Genomic DNA, 16,013 nt, shown 5'->3' with positions numbered 1-16,013 from the left:
GCAGTTCGATGGCCATTACTGTTCGGGTTTTGACGGGAAGCGAAATTGGCGCTGCGCTCGACGACCTGGCGACGCTGCGCATGACCGTCTTTGCCGAATGGCCGTATCTCTACGACGGGGACCCCGCGTACGAAGCGGAATACCTGCGCGAATTCCTGGAAGCACCTGACGGGATACTGGTCGCGGCCTGCGATGGCGACCGGGTCGTGGGCGCCGCCACGGCTTCCCCGATGCATGCGCAGAAGGCGGAATTCCGCGCTCCGTTCGAAGCGCGCGGGATGGACGTCTCGCGACTGTTCTACTTCGGGGAATCGGTGCTTTTGCCAGGATACCGGGGGCAGGGGATCGGCCATGCCTTTTTCGATCATCGCGAAGCGCAGGCGCGCAAGTGCGGCGCGCAAGCGGCCACGTTCGCCGCCGTGATCCGTCCCGCCGACCATCCCGACCGGCCGGCGGACTACGTTCCTCTCGACGCGTTCTGGCGCAAACGCGGCTATGAACCGGTCGAGGGTTTCGTGACCATGCTCGACTGGAAGGATCACCGGGACCTGGCCGAGACCTCCAAGCCGATGCAGTACTGGATGAGGACGCTCTAGTCCCGGGCCTAGCGCCCTTCGCGAAGCATGGCGTTCACGAGGTGGCACGCCGCTTGGCTCACCTGACGCCACGTCTCCTCGAACCCTTCCGGGCCGCCGAAGTAGGGATCTGCCACGTCCTGTCCTTCCATGCCGGGCACATGGTCCAGCAGCAGGGACAAGCGAGCCCGCCCTTGCGACGGCGCGATCCGGCGCAGGTCGGACAGGTTTTCGCGGTCGAGCGCGATGATCCGGTCGAACCGGGCAAAATCGTCCGGCGCGACCTGCCGGGCGCGATAGGCGCCGATATCGATGCCGTGGCGCATGGCCTCCGAGCAGGAGCGCGGGTCCGGTCCCTTGCCGACGTGCCAGTCCCCGGTTCCGGCGGAATCGATCAGGATTTCGAGGCCCGCTTCCTGTGCGCGGTGCCGCAGCGCCGCTTCGGCGAGCGGCGAGCGGCAGATGTTGCCCAGGCAGACGAAGAGGATGGACGGGCGGGGGCGATCTGCAGTCATCTCCAAGCTCTAGATGTCATTGCGGACCGCGTCACCCGCTTCTGCCGCCAGACGACCCTAAACGCGCAGAAACGGCGCAGCCTTGCAAGGCGACCGGGCGGTCCGGGCAGGGTTTCCTTAACGAATGACGGGTAGGACCTTGCGAGTTCCCCCTTAAAACGGGCGGGTGAGACTGGTTAGCCTATGCGCACACTTATCCAAATTCTCGCGAGACTTCGTCGCGAAACGGATGGTAATATTCTGCCTATCGCGGCGATGGGCGCCATCGTGGCGGCCATCATCGTCGGCTCGGCGGTCGACCTCAGCCGTGCATACAGGGTCAAGAACCAGTTGCAGGCTGCTTGCGACGCGGCCGTTCTGGCCGGACGCCGCACCGTGACGACCAATGGATTCGACACGGCCTCGAAAAACGCGGCCGACAACTATTTCGAGACCAATTTCAACGGCAACACCCAGGAAGCCCATTCGACGTCCTTCGTCCCCAGTTCGGATGACAACGGCAACACCGTGAAAGGGACGGCCCAGACCACGCTCGACACGGCGATCATGCGCCTGTTCGGGTTCAACAATTTCGCGCTGACCGCGACGTGTTCCTCCTCCATGGGCGTCGGCAATTCGGACGTCGTCATGGTGCTCGACAATACCGGGTCGATGGGTACGAATCTCACCTACACCCAAACCCGTCTGGAAGCCCTGCAGGCGGCGATGAAGAATTTCTATACGACGCTGTCCAATGCAACGTCGGGCACGAATGCGCGCATCCGGTATGGTTTCGTGCCCTACAGCACCACGGTGAACGTGGGCCAGTTGCTGTACAATCTGAATCCGAACTATCTGGCGGATTCGCATACCTATTCATCGCGGCAGGCGACCTATATCGATTACGGTTCGGCATCCGGTTCCGCCGGCTCGCCCACGTATCAAAACTATCAGACGACCTACTGGAATTACTACGACGGTACCCGGTACAGATCGTGGAGCGACTGCACCGCTGCGGTTCCGGCCGATGATTCCGCTTATTCCGACTACGGATCGCCCAGCAGCACGACAACCAAGAGCACAAATTCCAGCGGTGACTTGGTCGTGGAAATCACGACAACGCAAGAGCAGCGCAAGGGAACCTATCAGTGCTATTACTATTCGAATAACAAGTACTATGTCATCGTCCAGTACGATACGCGCGACAAGGTAACCACGACCACGAAGACAGGCGCGACGTACACGACGACGCCATCGAGCACGACGGTCTTTGACCATTGGGACTATCTGCCGATCAGCTACGATACGAGCGTCTTCAAGACGTTTGCGGCCACCACGAGCAACACCGGTGATTCCGGCGCGGCTGTCTCGGCAACCTGGAACGGGTGCATTCACGAGCGAAAGACCGTAGCCCAGAGCAGCTTCAGCTATTCTCCCTCGACGGGAATCTCGCCTTCCGGCGCTTACGACCTCGACATCGATTCCGCGCCGGACACATACGACGAAGACACCAAGTGGGCCCCGATGTGGCCGGAGATCGTCTACGACCGCTACGTGACCGGTACCGACTGGCGCGGGCGGACGACATACACCATGACGACCGGGACGGGTGACTACGGCGAACGCGTCTCCTCGCCTTGTCCGGCCGCGGCTCAGGGGCTTCAGGAAATGACCCAGAGCCAATTCGACACCTATGCCAACTCGCTGGCGGCAACCGGCAATACCTACCTCGATATCGGCATGATCTGGGGCGGTCGCCTGCTTTCGCCCGACGGGATCTTCTCCAGCACCGTCAATTCTCCGCCGGCAAACGGGGGCGAAGTGTCGCGGCACATCGTGTTCATGACCGACGGCGTGATGGAGCCGAACAACTCGATCAATCAGGCTTGGGGCCTCGAGCGCTGGGACCGCAAGGTGACGTCCGACGGCAGCAGCGAGGACACGTCACGGCACACGTCGCGCTTCCTGGCCGCCTGCGAGGCGATCAAGGACAAGGGCATTCGGATCTGGGTGATCGCGTTCACTTCCGGGCTGTCCGACGACCTCAAGACCTGCGCTTCGGACGACAGTTCCTTCACCGCCAGCGATTCCACCGATCTCAACGCGGCCTTCCAGGAAATCGCCAAGCAGGTCGGCGAATTGCGGATTACGAACTGATGTACCGGCCGATCCAGACCCTGCGGAAACGTGTGACCGCCCGGCTTTGCCACTTCCGCGACGATAGCCGCGGCGTGACGATCATTGAATTCGCGATGGCCGCGCCGGTGCTGATCGTGCTGCTTCTGGGTATCTTCGACCTGTCGCACATGGCCTACGTAAGTGCCGCGCTTCATGGCGCGGTGCAGCGCGCCGCGCGCGACAGTGCCATCGAATCCGCGGACACGGCCACGCAGGATGCCTACATCGAAAAGCTGGTCCGCCAGGCAGCGCCGGGCGCGACGGTCACGACACAGCGCAAGAGCTACTACGATTTCGCCGACATCGAACGGCCGGAAGCCTGGAACGACAAGAACAACAACGGCGTCTGCGATAATTCCGAAAGCTACACGGACGAGAACAAGAACGGGCAATGGGACGCGGACGTCGGCAAGTCCGGCAACGGCGGGGCGAACGATGTCGTCGTCTATACCGTGACGGTCACCTACGAGCCCATGTTTCCCATCCCCGGGCTGTACGGTAGCAGCGACAAGCGCACTCTGAGCGCCAGTGCCGTCAGGAAAAACCAGCCGTTTGCATTGCAGGGCAGCCGTGGCTCCGCGGCCGGAACGTGCAGTTGAGGGGGCGTGACATGACCATCGCCAGGCGATCCGGAATCGAATTGCGCGGCCGCGTTGCGCGCGTACGGGCGCTTGTCGGTCGACTGCGGAGCGATACCAGCGGCGTTTCGCTGCTGGAACTCGCATTCGCCTTGCCCATGCTCCTCACCTTGGGCCTCTATGGTACGGAACTCGCGTACATGGCCACCGTCAACATGCAGGTCGGTGAGATCGCCACCTCGGTGGCCGACAACGCTTCGCGCCTCGGGCAGACGGACAACAGTTCGGTCACGCCGACGGTGACCGAAACACAGATCGATTCGGTGATGGCCGGCGCGCTCTACGAAGGCGATGCCTTCGATTTCAAGGCGCACGGACGCATCATCCTGTCCAGCCTGGAAAAGGACTCGGCGACCGGTCAGCAATACATCCACTGGCAGCGCTGCATCGGGGATCTCGATCGCGCTTCCGACTATGGACCGGCCGGAACGGGTCTTTCCGGAAAGGCCCTGGCCGGCATGGGGCCAAGCACCAACCTGATCACCGCCAACAGCAATTCCGCAGTCATGTTCGTAGAAGTGTTCTACGATTATCAGCCGCTGTTCGGAACCATGTTCATGAGCGACCCCAAGTTCCACCGCGAAGCTGCATTTGTCATCAGGGACGATCGCAATCTGACTTCGGGCGTCACTGGCACGGGCGGAACTTCCTCCTGCTCCTGAACCACGGCGTATCTCGCTAGGGCGATTAATCGTCCGCCATCAGCCTCTGCCCTTTGCGCCGGGCATCTGTAGCTCCATCCTTGCCGGCAACACGAAGCCGGGAGAGGGGGTGGCAATGCTCGATGCCGATGCGATAATTTCCGACGCCGAGAGGCAAGTCGGCGTTGCCGACGGCGACCCGGCGGTGCGCGCAAACCTGAAAGCGCTGGTCGCAGCGCTAGAGCGCGATTTTCCCATGTCCGTGCAAGGCGAGGCGTCCGTACGCGACAGCCTGCTGCGCGATACCGTCAATCGGCTCGAGGGGCTGAAGTGGCTGCGCGACTATCCCGAAATCGTCGAAGAACCTATTGCCGAGCCGGTGTTCCTGATGGGGCTGCCGCGCTCGGGAACCACGTATTTCCAGTATCTGTTCGACCGCGATCCGCGGTTTCGGCTGATCCGGACCTGGGAATCGGTCATGCCGTCGCCGCCCCCTGGTTTCGATGCCGCATCCGTGGCGCAGCGTCGGGCGCTGTTCTCGGAAATGCAGAAGCAGCGTCCCCATTTCGAGGGCTTCGAAGCGCTTCACCTCTATGACGAGGACGGCTCGGACGAATGCCATGCCTTTCTGGAGCAGAGCTTCGGTGCGGCCGGTCTGCACAACCTCTACCGGGTGCTCGGCTACTTCGATTACCTGCTGGACGAGGCGGACCTTGTCGAGACCTACCGTATCCACAAGCGCCAGCTTCAACTGCTGCAATGGCGTTCGCCGCGCAAGCCGTGGGCGCTCAAGTATCCCAATCACGTCATCGCGCTGGACGCCATTCTCGAGGTCTATCCGGACGCGCGCATGGTGATGACGCATCGCGATCCACTGCAGACCCTGGCCTCGATCGCCAAGATGACGTTCAATCTGCGCGGAATGCGCGCTGCAGGGCCGGTCGACAAGGGCGAGGTCGGACGTGACATGCTGCATTTCGTGGGCCGCCACATCGATCGGATCATGGCATTCGATGCGGGACCCGAGGGGGAACGCATCGTGCATGTCGACTACTACGCGCTGGTTGCGGACCCCGTTCGCGAGATGCGCGCGATCCATGCGGGGATCGGTGTCGACACCCCTCAGGAGGTGGCGCGCGCCGTCGCGGACTGGCACGCAGCCAATCCCAAGAACGCGCGCGGACGAAACGAATACACGCTGGCCGAATACGGCATCGATGAGGCAGAGGCGCTTGCGCGCTTCGCGCCTTACATGCAGCGCTTCGCGATACCACGGGAGAGCGAAGGTCTGGCGCGGGCCAACGACGCCTAACTTCGCTCAAGCCTGGTATTCTTCCTCGATCGTGAGCGTGCGTAGCAGGTCGCAGAGGCGGTCGGCGGTAATGCGGGCCGGATCGAAGCCGCTCCGCTCGCCAATCCCGGCATAGCGCGCGGCATCGATCTGCCGCGAGCCTGCGAAGGCCATTGACCAATTGGCAAAATGGCGGGCGTCGACAGCCTTGAAATCGAGCAGCGAGACGTCGCTGTGGCGTTCGTCCCTCTGGATGCGTTCGAAGGTCGCTTCGACGGCGCGCCGCGGTCCCTCGAGAACCTGGCCGAAGCAACCCATGTTGAACAGGAGCGCACCGGTGACACCGGCGGAGGCATTGTTCCTGCGGCTGGCGAGCAGGATCGCGTCGATCTGATCGGTAGGATCCGTGCCGATGCAGTTGCGACTGTAGTACACCAGCCGGAAAAGGTCGTCGTCCATCATCGCTCCTTGGGTCGAGGCGGCGCGATCTTCATTCGGATAAAAGCGCTGCAGCATCCGAATTTGTCATCGGCTTGCCGGTGAGATATCCCTGCACCTGGTCGCAGCCTTCCGCGCGGATCGCTTCGAGTTGTTCCTCCGTTTCCACGCCTTCGGCAGCCGTCCGCATGCCCAGGCTCACGCCCAGCCGGGTGACGGCGCGCACGATGGCGCTCGCTTCTCCGCTGTGCTGCATGCGCTGCACGAAGGACTGGTCGATCTTGATCTTGTCGAACGGGAATTTCTGAAGGTAGCTGAGCGACGAGTATCCGGTGCCGAAATCATCCATCGAAACCCGCACGCCAATTGCACGGAGGGAGTTGAGCGTGGAGATGACCAGATCAGTGTCTTCCAGCAGGGCGCCTTCGGTGATTTCCAGTTCGAGCCGCTCGGGGTCGAGCCCGGAATGCGACAGGGCAGACATGACCGTCTGGACGAGGTCGGACCCGCGAAACTGCAAAGGCGAAAGGTTTACGGCCACGGAGGCCGGCCGCTTCCATTTCGCTGCCTGCATGCAGGCCGTGCGAAGAACCCAAGCGCCGATCTGGGAGATCAGGCCGGTTTCCTCGGCAATGGGAATGAAGGATGCTGGCGACATCAGGCCTTCGTCCGCGTGCCATCGCAACAGCGCCTCGAACCCTTCCACTTTGCCGGTCCCGAGATCGATCTGCGGCTGGTAGAACAGTTCGAACTGCTTGAGCGCCAACGCCCGTCGCAGTTCAAGTTCCACCTTTCGCCGCTCCTGCATGCGCGCATCCATCTCGGGCTCGAAGAACCGGCAGCCTGCGCCGCCGGCCGACTTGGCGGCATACAGGGCCAGGTCGGCATGCTGCATCAATGCGCCGAGGTTAGTCCCGTCGTCGGGCGACCGGGCGACGCCGACGCTCGCGCCGACATGAAGGAGGTGCCCTTCGGTAGCGTAGGTGCGGCCGATGAGATCGACGATGCGCACTGCGAGCGTTTCGATCTCGGCGCGACTTGCATGTCCCGTCCGCATCAGCATGAACTCGTCACCGCCCAGGCGGGCCACGACGTCGCCGTCCCCGGCGATGCTCTGCAGACGTTCCGCCACCTTGCGCAGCAGGGCATCGCCCATGGCATGCCCCAACGAATCGTTGATGCTCTTGAACCGGTCCAGATCGAGCGCAAAGAGCGTTAGGGGAGCGTTCCTGCCCAGGGCCAGCGCCAGTTCTTCCTGCAAGGCTGCCCGATTGGAAAGCCCGGTGAGAGCATCGATACGAGCTCTTTCCGCTTCGCGCATGAATTCGCTGACATCGTCGAGAGCGATAACGCTGCCGCCCCCGGATAGAGTCTGGGATCTGAGCCGGACGATCCGTCCGTCGCTCAGCAGAAGCTGCTCGCAATGCGGGGAGGCGAGAGGCCCCGGCAGCGGCGACTCGCTCTGGACGCCGCACAGTGTGAAGAGGCGGGAGAGCAGGATCCCGGGATGAAGGTCGCAGCCAAGCATTGCCTGGGCCTGCGCATTGGCCAGGGAGACGCAACCGGCCGGGTCGATAACCAGTGCTGCCGAGGGAAACTTGGCGAGAGCCTCGAATTGGCTCGCATCGCTGTCGGCGGGGAGAGATGCGACTGTCGGCATCCAGCCGAAATAGATTGAAGGGTGTAACGAAGGGTAAAGGCGAAGCTAGTGGCCTGCGCCGAGGCCTGGGCGCCGCCTAGGACTTTGGGGAGTGTCTGCCTCTGCCAGATTAAAATATAACTGCCGTTGCAAAATGAAGCCGGGGCAAGCCGAGCGGCACGCGTGATCCGGCGCGAAGCAACGACACTGGGAGAGCATCACGATGACTGAAGACGGTACATGGGATCTGGAAGCGGACGTCGTCGTGCTGGGTTCCGGCGGAGCAGCCATGACCGCAGCCATTACCGCGCGTGATTTCGGCGCCAGGGAGGTGGTTATCCTCGAAAAGACCGGAATGGTGGGTGGGACTACCGCAATGTCGGGCGGCATGCTGTGGATTCCCGGCAACCACCATCAGATCGAGGCCGGCTATGAAGAGGACGATGAAGACATCGTCGCCTACCTCGATGCGCTTTCCCCGGGAACGCTGGATCCCGATACGCTCATGGCCTTCATGGAAAGCGGGCCCGAGATGATCCGCTATTTTGCGGAAAAGACGCCCGTACGTTTCCACGTCTTCACCGACTTTCCCGACTACCAGCCCTATATGCCCGGAGCCAAGCCCGACGGCGGTCGCTCGCTGGACAACGCGGCCTTCTCGTTCGAACGTCTCGGGAAATGGGCAAGCCGGGTGAACCCCAGCAAGATGGCCTATCCGATACGCGGCAGCTTGATGGAAGCGGTACAAGGTACGCTCGACGAGGCTACTCTCGCCGAGCGCGAGGCGAAGGACTTCCGGGGGCTTGGCCAGGCACTGGCCGGTTCGCTGTTCAAGGCAGTGCTCGACCGCGGCATTCCGGTCGAGTTTGAAAAGCGGGCCCGTAAACTGGTCAAGGACGGCAGGCGCGTAATCGGCGTTGTCGCCGAAGATACCGACGGCCGTGATTTCCGCGTACGCGCCCGGCGCGGCGTGGTCATTGCTACCGGCGGCTTCGAGTGGAACGAGAAACTGGTGAAGACCTTTCTGCGCGGCCCGCTAACAGGTCCTGTCAGTGTGCCCGAGAACGAGGGCGACGGCCTGTTGATGGCCATCGACGCCGGCGCCCAGCTCGGCAACATGCAGCATGCCTTCTGGCAGCAGAGCGTGCTGGAATTCAAGCCACAGCACCGCAATGCGAAGCCCAACTACTTGCTGGGCTCGGACGAGAGGGCCCGACCGGGCGCCATCCTCGTTAACCGGGCCGGAAAGCGCTTCGTCAACGAGGCCGCCAACTACAACGCCATGGGCAAGGCTCTGCACGCCTACGATGCCGGAACCCATTCCTACTCCAATCTGCCCTACTGGCTGATCATCGACCAGCGCTACAAGGACAAGTATCCGACTTTCACGTCTCCGCCCGGTTCACCGATCCCGTCCTACATGATGCAGGCCGACACGCTGGAAGAACTCGCGGAAAAGGCAGGCATCGATGCCGAGGGACTGGTGGCAACCGTAGCCCGCTTCAACGACTTGGTCCGCAAGGGCCACGACGACGACTTCAATCGCGGCGACAACACCTACGATAATTTCTACATGTGGGGCGACATGGACTTCGAGCCCCCGTACCGCACATTGGGCGTAATCGATCAGGGGCCCTATTTCGCGGTCAAGATGGAATCCGGTGCTCTGGGTACGGCCGGTGGTCCGAAAACCAATGCCGATGCCCAGGTGCTGGACTGGGACGACAACCCGATTCCCGGCCTGTACGCTGCAGGCAATGCCATGGCGGCAGTGCTGGGCGAAGGTTACGGTGGTGCCGGAGGGACCCTGGGCCCCGGCATGACCTTCGGCTACATCGCCGGACGCCACCTCGGCAGCCATATCCCAAGCCACTAAGGCAAAGGCCGGGAGCGCTGCGTGCCGAACGCAGGCTTACCGTGCAATTCCTTCAAGATCATGAAAATAAATGAAATTGTGGAAGTTGGTCGGGGAGACAGGATTCGAACCTGCGACATCCTGCTCCCAAAGCAGGCGCGCTACCGGGCTGCGCCACTCCCCGACGCGTTCACGCCCTTAGGTTTCCTGCAGTTTGCAGGCAAGCCTTAAGTGCGCCGGTCCCGAAAAGCGGTGGGCTGCTGCGGCAATGGGCCGGTGGGGATGCCGGGGGCCACTCGTTGCAAAGGCCCGTAAACGCGCGGATCGGGGCTTGTCCGCAGGAGCGTTCGGCGACGACCGCTTTCATGCGGAGCGGGCCGTGACGCGCGGACTATAACCCTTATCTGTCGTCGGGTCGGCGGTGCCTGTCAGCTTCACCATTCGCCGTTGCCAGCCGAAAGGCAACAGCATCGCATTCGCGGCGATCTGTTTCATCGGGCGCAGAACGGCACGGAGGGTTTCAATGAGTTGAGGCTCGTCGGGCCGTTTCCAACCCTGAGTCTCGTCGGCGCGCTGTCCCATGGGGTCGATTGCGCTTTGCAGGAACGGAGCCTGTTCGACGGTTTCAGGGCAGGACTCGGCCTGTTGGCAAAGCCCGGGCACCAGCTGTTGCACCGGCAATTCCGTCACAGCGGAGCGGTGCCGGTCGAACAGTTCGGCATCGATGGGATTGGTGAAATGCTTCGACGCGGAAACGAGCTGCAACGCTACCTTGCGCGAGATCAGATAGGCTCCCGATCGAAAGGCCCCGTCGCGTCTCAACGCGTGGCACCGGTGACCGGCGACCTTGGCGGTCGGTCGAACCCGGGTCACGACAAACCTGGGCTCGGTTTCGAGTCTGACAAGGCCGAAGTCTTCCAGGTCGTTCGCGGCCGCGACAACGTCGGAGAAAGTTGGTGCGATGCACAGATCGTCCTCCAGGACGATGGCGCTGGACACCTTCTCCGCAACAATCTGACGCCACACCTCGATATGGCTCAACATGCAACCGACTTCGCCGGGATTGAGCAGCTGACGTCGGGCGTCCCGGTGCCAGAAGGCGAGGGAGCGGTCGTCGAGTTTCCGACCGTCCACTGCACTGAAAAAGCGCGGTGTCAGGTTCATCTCCCGAAGGAGCCGGGCCATGCGCTTTCGCCTGTCCGATGCACGCGCCAGGTTGATGACGAAAATCGGCGGATGGGCACGCATCGCAGAGTTAGCCTGCCATTGCGTACCTGGGTACGTTAACCGGCTCGCCCGAATAGGCCACGCAAGCCTCGTCACCCAGCAACCGCGCGATGGTGGGGACCACGTCGAACGAACTGCGCACACCATGGTCTCCCGCGACGACGTTCACATCGGAAATGTAGAGGACGCCGTAGGGCCCGGTATGGCCGCCCACGCGCCGGAACGGGGCAGGGCCGATGATGCCCAGTTCCGGATGCTCCAGAGCGGCCGGCGTACCGACGAAGGACATGGTGATGTCCGACTGGGTGGGATGGGCGGACAAAGGGTCGTCCGCGACCGGCGTCTGGATCTCGTTGACCGCAGGCATACCGGTGCGCGGATCTTTCAGGCTCCGCAGCATCGCCACGAGTTCGTCTACCACCTCTGCGTATTGCGTAACCGGTACGCGGCCTCGGGCCTCTCGGCCCTCGAGATTGATGCGAATGCGTCCGTCGTAAAAGGCCGGGAAACCGAAGGCCCGCATTTCCGGCCAGGCATGGGAATAACAGACTGCCGGAACGTAAAGCTCCCCGCTATTGCGCTGCACCGGATCGCCTTCGGTCATCGGCTCGGGACGAAGTCGCCTGTAGAGACTGCGGAAACCACGCTTGATCTTTCTCCTCGCCCGCAAGGCCCGTCCCCCGCGCATGGCATTGAGAATCGCGCGGTCCCAAGGCGTATGGGGAGGAAGGATCGGAATACCGTCTTCCAGCTCGGTCCACTCGCGGGGAGCCGTGTACAGCGTCTTGCCGGTTTCCATACGGTAGAGAATTTCCGGCAGCAGCACCATTCCGGCAACGTCGGCATCGTTCTCGCCCATGCCGTGCATGGCGAAGCACACCACCGTCGCGTCCGGAGCCGCGGCCTGGACTGCGCCGACGTGGCGATCCAGAGCTTCATATACCCCTTCGAGGGCCCGCTTGGCTTCGGGAGCGCTTGGATGGTTGTGGAGAGGATGGGTCGGGTCCATGCCATGCCACATCGGCTCGATTGCGGCGTGCAGCTCGCTGATCACGGTAATAGCCAGATCCCAGTCGGGCAGCCGCTCGGTCATGAGCCATTGCATGACTTCGGTTCTCTGGTCCACGCCCGCGGCCAGGCCTTGGCCGGCAAGCCGCGTTTTTTCGGCATCGGGCCAGAGAAAGGCGTAGATGAATTCCTTGCCCTTGTAGGGGCCGAACCGCTCCCTGATTTCCTCGAAGAGACTCGCTGGACGACAGTAAGGCGCCACGCCGGGATCGGTGGCCCCCCAGTTCACGGCGCCGATGCAGTTGGGCGCCGCGGCCAGATCGAAGTAGGGCGCATCCAGAACTAGGGTCTTGGCATCGATATGCGATGCGAAGGGCTGGTTGACCGCGCCTTGCTGCCGGACCTTGTAGGTCTCGGGATCGAGCACCACGGCAGACCAGCGGTCCGACCGGTCAGGCGCCAGACCGCTCGAAACCTGCTCCCAGGCCAGGCCGGTGTTGCGATATTCGCCATGTTCGAGCAGCCAGCGGGCGCTCTTCTTGCGAAGCGCAGCAAGGTGGGGCATGCGCCCTTCGTCCATCAGCCGGTTGCCGATGCTGGACTCATAGCCGTCGAGCCCGATCATGATGACGCGCTTTTTGTCTTTACCCATGCCTCTACCTTCGCTGAACGCCGGGTGCTGAAGTGCGGATGGTCAAGGGTAAGTCGATGGTCTGTGAGGACAATGACTATTCAGGGTTAAGCGGCGCAATGGCCAACGGCTAAACGAGTTAGCAATGCACGGCGTTCGTCATCGGGTGTCCCACTAAGGCACGCAGCCGAAGGCTCCGTCCCTAACCGGGGACGCAATGTGGCCTGTTTCGGGAATTGACCGGCGCCCGGACCGGGCGGCGTATCGCCGTCTCGGGCGTGGAAGGGGCGGTGGTGGGCCCGGCAGGATTCGAACCCGCGACCTAGCCGTTATGAGCGGCCAGCTCTAACCGCTGAGCTACAGGCCCCTACCGCCGCGCCCGGCGGTTCACGAGCCGACCGGGCGGATGCGCGTTAGCTTGCTGAGAACGATCAGGCAAGCTTCACGGACGACATGATTTCCGCGACGCTCGTCGGCTTCACGCCGCGCTGCTCGAGATGCGCAAACAGCGTCCGCCACCAGTCGTACAACGCGTCGAGATCGTCGTCGTTGCGCACGTAGGGCGTGTGGCCGGGTGCCAGCGAAGGGCTGTGGAAAGAGAACACCAGTACGGGCAGCCCTTCGTCGATGGCCACGTCCACGCCGCGCAGCGCCTCTTCCGCGGTAATCCCTTCAGGGGTGAGCGGTATGCGTTCCAGCAACCCGGTGCGTGCGAGCACGCCGCGGACGGACGGCGCGCGCCACAGATGGGGATAGATGATGTTCCCCACTTGGCGCAGCGGCCCCCAGTAGACGGTGGTCAGCGGCAGTTCGAGCAGGGTGTGCTGTTTGTCGACCCAATAGGGGGACAGCGGATGGTCGCGGTAGTTGGGGCCGCCGGCGCCGCTGTAGTCGAAGCGGGCGCGTACCGAGGTGTCGATGGCTACGCCGAACTCCTGCAGGATTTCGGCGGTGCGGGATCCCAGACCATAGCGGCCGGCACGATAGATCAGCGGCGCGACACCGAAGGCTTTCTCGATCCGCTCGTGCAAGGTGCGGAACTTCGCACGTTCCAGATCGAAGGGCAGGTTGCCGGCATAGCTGTTGAACTCGGTGACGTCTTCCTCGAAGGGCGGGCTGACCCAGGGATGCAGTTGTACGCCCACCTCGGCGCGACCTTGCGTGACCGCCTGGCCGATGGCCTCGGCGGCAAATTTAGAGCAGGCCACCGGATAGTCGATCAGATATGTGGGAACGACTCCGAACCCTTCGCAGAATTGCTGGAACTTGCGCAACGCGGGAACCGTGACGACGCTGTGTTTTGTGCGGTCGAGAGGGGCATCCCAGTCGAACTCTTCCTCTGTGTCGACCGTGACGATGAAGCGCTGGCCGAAATCCTCGCGGAAGGCGGCCGTGGCGTCCTTGCCGGGTGGTTCCAGAATATCGGGCCCTGGCAAAGCAACTCCCCTTGTCACGTTGCGGCGCGACGCGCCCCGCTCGTGAATGCATATCCGCAAAATGATGAATTAGTGCGAAAGGCTTTCAAGAGAGCTATTGCCTGCATTCGCGACGGTCAAGGCGGGTAGCCACAGGCACAGCGTATTATCCATTCTCTGCAGGGCCCCACCTGCGGCTGAGGCTTCCGCAGCGGCCAGGCGCAGGCTGAATCCGATGCCGAACATCCCCGCCGACAGAGAGTGCCCCCGCTCGGCCGACGAACCTCCGAACAGCTCTTCGTCTTCGCGTGCAGCCAGGGCGGCAGGCAGCGTCACGCTGACGGCGACGCCGCCGCTGTCGCGGGCCCAGGACAGCGCCAGCGCTTCTTCGGGCGCCATCGCCCCGGCCAGAGCCGCGAGCAGGCGCCAGATCAGGCGGTCGGCCTCGGTCGGGTCGATGCCGACCGGAAGCTCGGCGGGCACCGCGCTCGGATCGATGGCGAAGCCGGATCGGCGCGGATCGGTCCACGAGCGCAGGCGCTGTACCGTCTGGTGCAGCACCTGCACCAGGTCGCACTGCCCGGCTTCGATCTGCAGGGCCCCGGTCTCCAGTTTCACCAACCGGTCGAGTTCCTCGAAACCGGCAAGGATATGGGCGCAATCGCTGGCGATCGCTGCCGCCAGGGCGCGATATTCGTGTGGTGCCGGACCATAGAGTTGCTGCTGGATGATTTCCGCCGCGACCTGGATGGCATTGGCGGGCGTGCGTAGCTCGTGCAGGATCTCGCGCATCCGGTCGGCCTCGCGGCGCGTGGCCTCGGCTGCATCGGTCGCGGCTGTCGAAGGGCGCCGCAGGCGGCCGCAATACCCGGTGAAGCGCCCGGCCGGATCAAAGCGCGGTACCGCATCTACCTGCCATTCGCCACTGACCGCCGGCGCGCCGTGGACCTGCAGTCGCGCGGCCATCAGCGGCAGGCGCTGACGCACCGCCGCTGCAGGTCCGGGCTCGGTGCCCGTGTCGTCGTCGTTCGCCGCGATATTGAGACCGAACAGTGCCGGGGCATGCGGGCCGTCCGCCCAGCGAATGCGTCCTTCGGCGTCGGTTGTGAAGTCGACGATGCTCGCGCGCCGCTCGGTACCGGGTGCGGAATCGCCCAGCGGCAAGCGGGGATCTTCCTCGGTCAGCACGAGGCCGACCTTGGCTTCGCGCGCCTTGCGGAATTCCTCGATGCGCCGGACGATGACGCCGATCCCCGCTTCGGCAGACGCAGCAGGCCGGGCGGCTGGAGCCGGCTGGTGCTCGCGTGCGGCCCGCGCCCGCGCCCACTCATTCAGCGACGTGGGCGGCGGCGGATCGTCGACCATATCGAGCAACTCGAGCACATCGTCCGAGATGTACTCTTCCTCGTCGTCGGTCCCGGTCTCGACCTGAGCGGCGGCGGCCTGGTCCTGGAAGTAGGGAGCGCTTGCCGGCGGCAGGCCCCGGTCGTGCACGCCCAACCTTTCCAGCAGTTCCTCGACCGCCGGTGAAAGATCCCGGCGATGGCGCAAAAAGCCGCGCGCACGCACGGGCAGCTCGGGAATCAGGGCCAGCCATTCGCCGTCCTGCAGCCTGGCGGTGCCGATGGCGGCGCTGGCTACGTCGGGTTCGTCCTGGGCCAGGAGCGACAGCAGGCGAGCATTGCTGATGGGCTGAAGCGGCTCGCGCAGATACCGGGCACGTTCGCTTGCCGGAATCCGCGTTGCCAGGGTTTCGAGTTGTGCAAACCCGGCGTCGAGCACGTCCGAGGAACTGTCCGCGGGGAGCCGTCCAATGATGTCGATCAATTGGCGGAACTGGATCCTCGCCAGACCGTCGCCGGAATCGGGTAGGCGCAGTACCGTTTCCAGACGATCGTCGAAGTGCATCGAAACTCCAGGCGCAGCCCCGGCCAATCCCGTTGCGGGACATGCAAGAGCAGGTGAACCCCGCATTTTACCGAA

13 protein-coding genes and 2 tRNA genes are annotated in these 16,013 nt (G+C 63.3%); 6 read left to right on the top strand and 9 right to left on the bottom strand.

Going from position 1 to position 16,013, the window contains the following annotated elements:
- The first annotated feature begins 8 nt into the window (after positions 1-8).
- On the top strand, positions 9-596 hold the full coding sequence (locus LK12_RS13650; protein WP_039284633.1) for a GNAT family N-acetyltransferase: 588 nt from the start codon (positions 9-11) through the stop codon (positions 594-596).
- Positions 597-604: 8 nt separating this feature from the next.
- On the opposite strand, the gene LK12_RS13645 is transcribed toward LK12_RS13650, so the two are convergent.
- Complete coding sequence (locus tag LK12_RS13645) at positions 605-1,090, bottom strand: low molecular weight protein-tyrosine-phosphatase (RefSeq protein WP_039284630.1); 486 nt, start codon at positions 1,088-1,090, stop codon at positions 605-607.
- A 183-nt stretch (positions 1,091-1,273) separates the two neighbouring features.
- Here LK12_RS13645 and LK12_RS13640 point away from each other — a divergent pair, with 183 nt between their 5' ends.
- The 4 genes from LK12_RS13640 to LK12_RS13625 all read left to right on the top strand — a co-directional run bounded on the left by LK12_RS13640 (position 1,274) and on the right by LK12_RS13625 (position 5,838).
- Positions 1,274-3,226: a pilus assembly protein TadG-related protein gene (locus tag LK12_RS13640; protein ID WP_039284627.1), complete on the top strand. Its 1,953-nt coding sequence runs from the start codon at positions 1,274-1,276 to the stop codon at positions 3,224-3,226.
- Positions 3,226-3,846: a TadE/TadG family type IV pilus assembly protein gene (locus tag LK12_RS13635; protein WP_052223387.1), complete on the top strand. Its 621-nt coding sequence runs from the start codon at positions 3,226-3,228 to the stop codon at positions 3,844-3,846. Before LK12_RS13640 ends, LK12_RS13635 begins: the two co-directional genes overlap by 1 nt.
- A gap of 11 nt (positions 3,847-3,857) precedes the next feature.
- On the top strand, positions 3,858-4,547 hold the full coding sequence (locus LK12_RS13630) for a TadE/TadG family type IV pilus assembly protein (protein WP_052223386.1): 690 nt from the start codon (positions 3,858-3,860) through the stop codon (positions 4,545-4,547).
- A 115-nt stretch (positions 4,548-4,662) separates the two neighbouring features.
- Positions 4,663-5,838: a sulfotransferase family protein gene (locus tag LK12_RS13625; protein ID WP_039284625.1), complete on the top strand. Its 1,176-nt coding sequence runs from the start codon at positions 4,663-4,665 to the stop codon at positions 5,836-5,838.
- Between the two features lie 6 nt (positions 5,839-5,844).
- On the opposite strand, the gene LK12_RS13620 is transcribed toward LK12_RS13625, so the two are convergent.
- Both LK12_RS13620 and LK12_RS13615 read right to left on the bottom strand, forming a co-directional pair.
- Entirely contained in the window at positions 5,845-6,276 is a 432-nt protein-coding gene (locus LK12_RS13620; RefSeq protein WP_039285357.1) for a BLUF domain-containing protein, read from the bottom strand.
- Between the two features lie 31 nt (positions 6,277-6,307).
- A complete protein-coding gene (locus LK12_RS13615; RefSeq protein ID WP_039284621.1) occupies positions 6,308-7,915 on the bottom strand; it encodes an EAL domain-containing protein in 1,608 nt (535 codons plus the stop codon).
- Between the two features lie 202 nt (positions 7,916-8,117).
- Between LK12_RS13615 and LK12_RS13610 the strand changes: the two genes are divergently transcribed.
- Positions 8,118-9,770: an FAD-dependent oxidoreductase gene (locus LK12_RS13610; RefSeq protein WP_039284619.1), complete on the top strand. Its 1,653-nt coding sequence runs from the start codon at positions 8,118-8,120 to the stop codon at positions 9,768-9,770.
- Between the two features lie 86 nt (positions 9,771-9,856).
- Here the strand turns inward: LK12_RS13610 and LK12_RS13605 are convergent.
- The 6 genes from LK12_RS13605 to LK12_RS13580 form a co-directional block, all read right to left on the bottom strand.
- Positions 9,857-9,933 (bottom strand) — tRNA-Pro (locus LK12_RS13605).
- A gap of 179 nt (positions 9,934-10,112) precedes the next feature.
- On the bottom strand, positions 10,113-10,997 hold the full coding sequence (locus tag LK12_RS23830) for a glycosyltransferase family 25 protein (RefSeq protein ID WP_052223385.1): 885 nt from the start codon (positions 10,995-10,997) through the stop codon (positions 10,113-10,115).
- Between the two features lie 7 nt (positions 10,998-11,004).
- Positions 11,005-12,636, bottom strand: coding sequence for a hypothetical protein (locus tag LK12_RS24660; protein WP_052223384.1), 1,632 nt, complete (start codon positions 12,634-12,636; stop codon positions 11,005-11,007).
- A gap of 270 nt (positions 12,637-12,906) precedes the next feature.
- Positions 12,907-12,982, bottom strand: a tRNA-Ile gene (locus tag LK12_RS13590).
- A gap of 64 nt (positions 12,983-13,046) precedes the next feature.
- On the bottom strand, positions 13,047-14,051 hold the full coding sequence (locus LK12_RS13585; protein ID WP_039284616.1) for a polysaccharide deacetylase family protein: 1,005 nt from the start codon (positions 14,049-14,051) through the stop codon (positions 13,047-13,049).
- Positions 14,052-14,120: 69 nt separating this feature from the next.
- A complete protein-coding gene (locus LK12_RS13580) occupies positions 14,121-15,938 on the bottom strand; it encodes a histidine kinase (RefSeq protein WP_039284612.1) in 1,818 nt (605 codons plus the stop codon).
- Positions 15,939-16,013 lie beyond the last annotated feature (75 nt).

Origin of the sequence: Novosphingobium malaysiense (assembly GCF_000802225.1) — a bacterium.
Classification (GTDB): Bacteria; Pseudomonadota; Alphaproteobacteria; order Sphingomonadales; family Sphingomonadaceae; genus Novosphingobium; species Novosphingobium malaysiense.
This window is presented reverse-complemented; position numbering and strand designations above follow the sequence as displayed.

Bases quoted from the DNA above. Each gene is read 5' to 3' on its own strand.
- LK12_RS23830 (WP_052223385.1), bottom strand. From the start codon at position 10,997: ATGCGTGCCCATCCGCCGATTTTCGTCATCAACCTGGCGCGTGCATCG.
- LK12_RS13615 (WP_039284621.1), bottom strand. From the start codon at position 7,915: ATGCCGACAGTCGCATCTCTCCCCGCCGACAGCGATGCGAGCCAATTC.
- LK12_RS13580 (WP_039284612.1), bottom strand. From the start codon at position 15,938: ATGCACTTCGACGATCGTCTGGAAACGGTACTGCGCCTACCCGATTCC.
- LK12_RS13610 (WP_039284619.1), top strand. From the start codon at position 8,118: ATGACTGAAGACGGTACATGGGATCTGGAAGCGGACGTCGTCGTGCTG.
- LK12_RS13650 (WP_039284633.1), top strand. From the start codon at position 9: ATGGCCATTACTGTTCGGGTTTTGACGGGAAGCGAAATTGGCGCTGCG.
- LK12_RS13625 (WP_039284625.1), top strand. From the start codon at position 4,663: ATGCTCGATGCCGATGCGATAATTTCCGACGCCGAGAGGCAAGTCGGC.
- LK12_RS13645 (WP_039284630.1), bottom strand. From the start codon at position 1,090: ATGACTGCAGATCGCCCCCGCCCGTCCATCCTCTTCGTCTGCCTGGGC.
- LK12_RS24660 (WP_052223384.1), bottom strand. From the start codon at position 12,636: ATGGGTAAAGACAAAAAGCGCGTCATCATGATCGGGCTCGACGGCTAT.
- LK12_RS13620 (WP_039285357.1), bottom strand. From the start codon at position 6,276: ATGGACGACGACCTTTTCCGGCTGGTGTACTACAGTCGCAACTGCATC.
- LK12_RS13635 (WP_052223387.1), top strand. From the start codon at position 3,226: ATGTACCGGCCGATCCAGACCCTGCGGAAACGTGTGACCGCCCGGCTT.
- LK12_RS13630 (WP_052223386.1), top strand. From the start codon at position 3,858: ATGACCATCGCCAGGCGATCCGGAATCGAATTGCGCGGCCGCGTTGCG.
- LK12_RS13640 (WP_039284627.1), top strand. From the start codon at position 1,274: ATGCGCACACTTATCCAAATTCTCGCGAGACTTCGTCGCGAAACGGAT.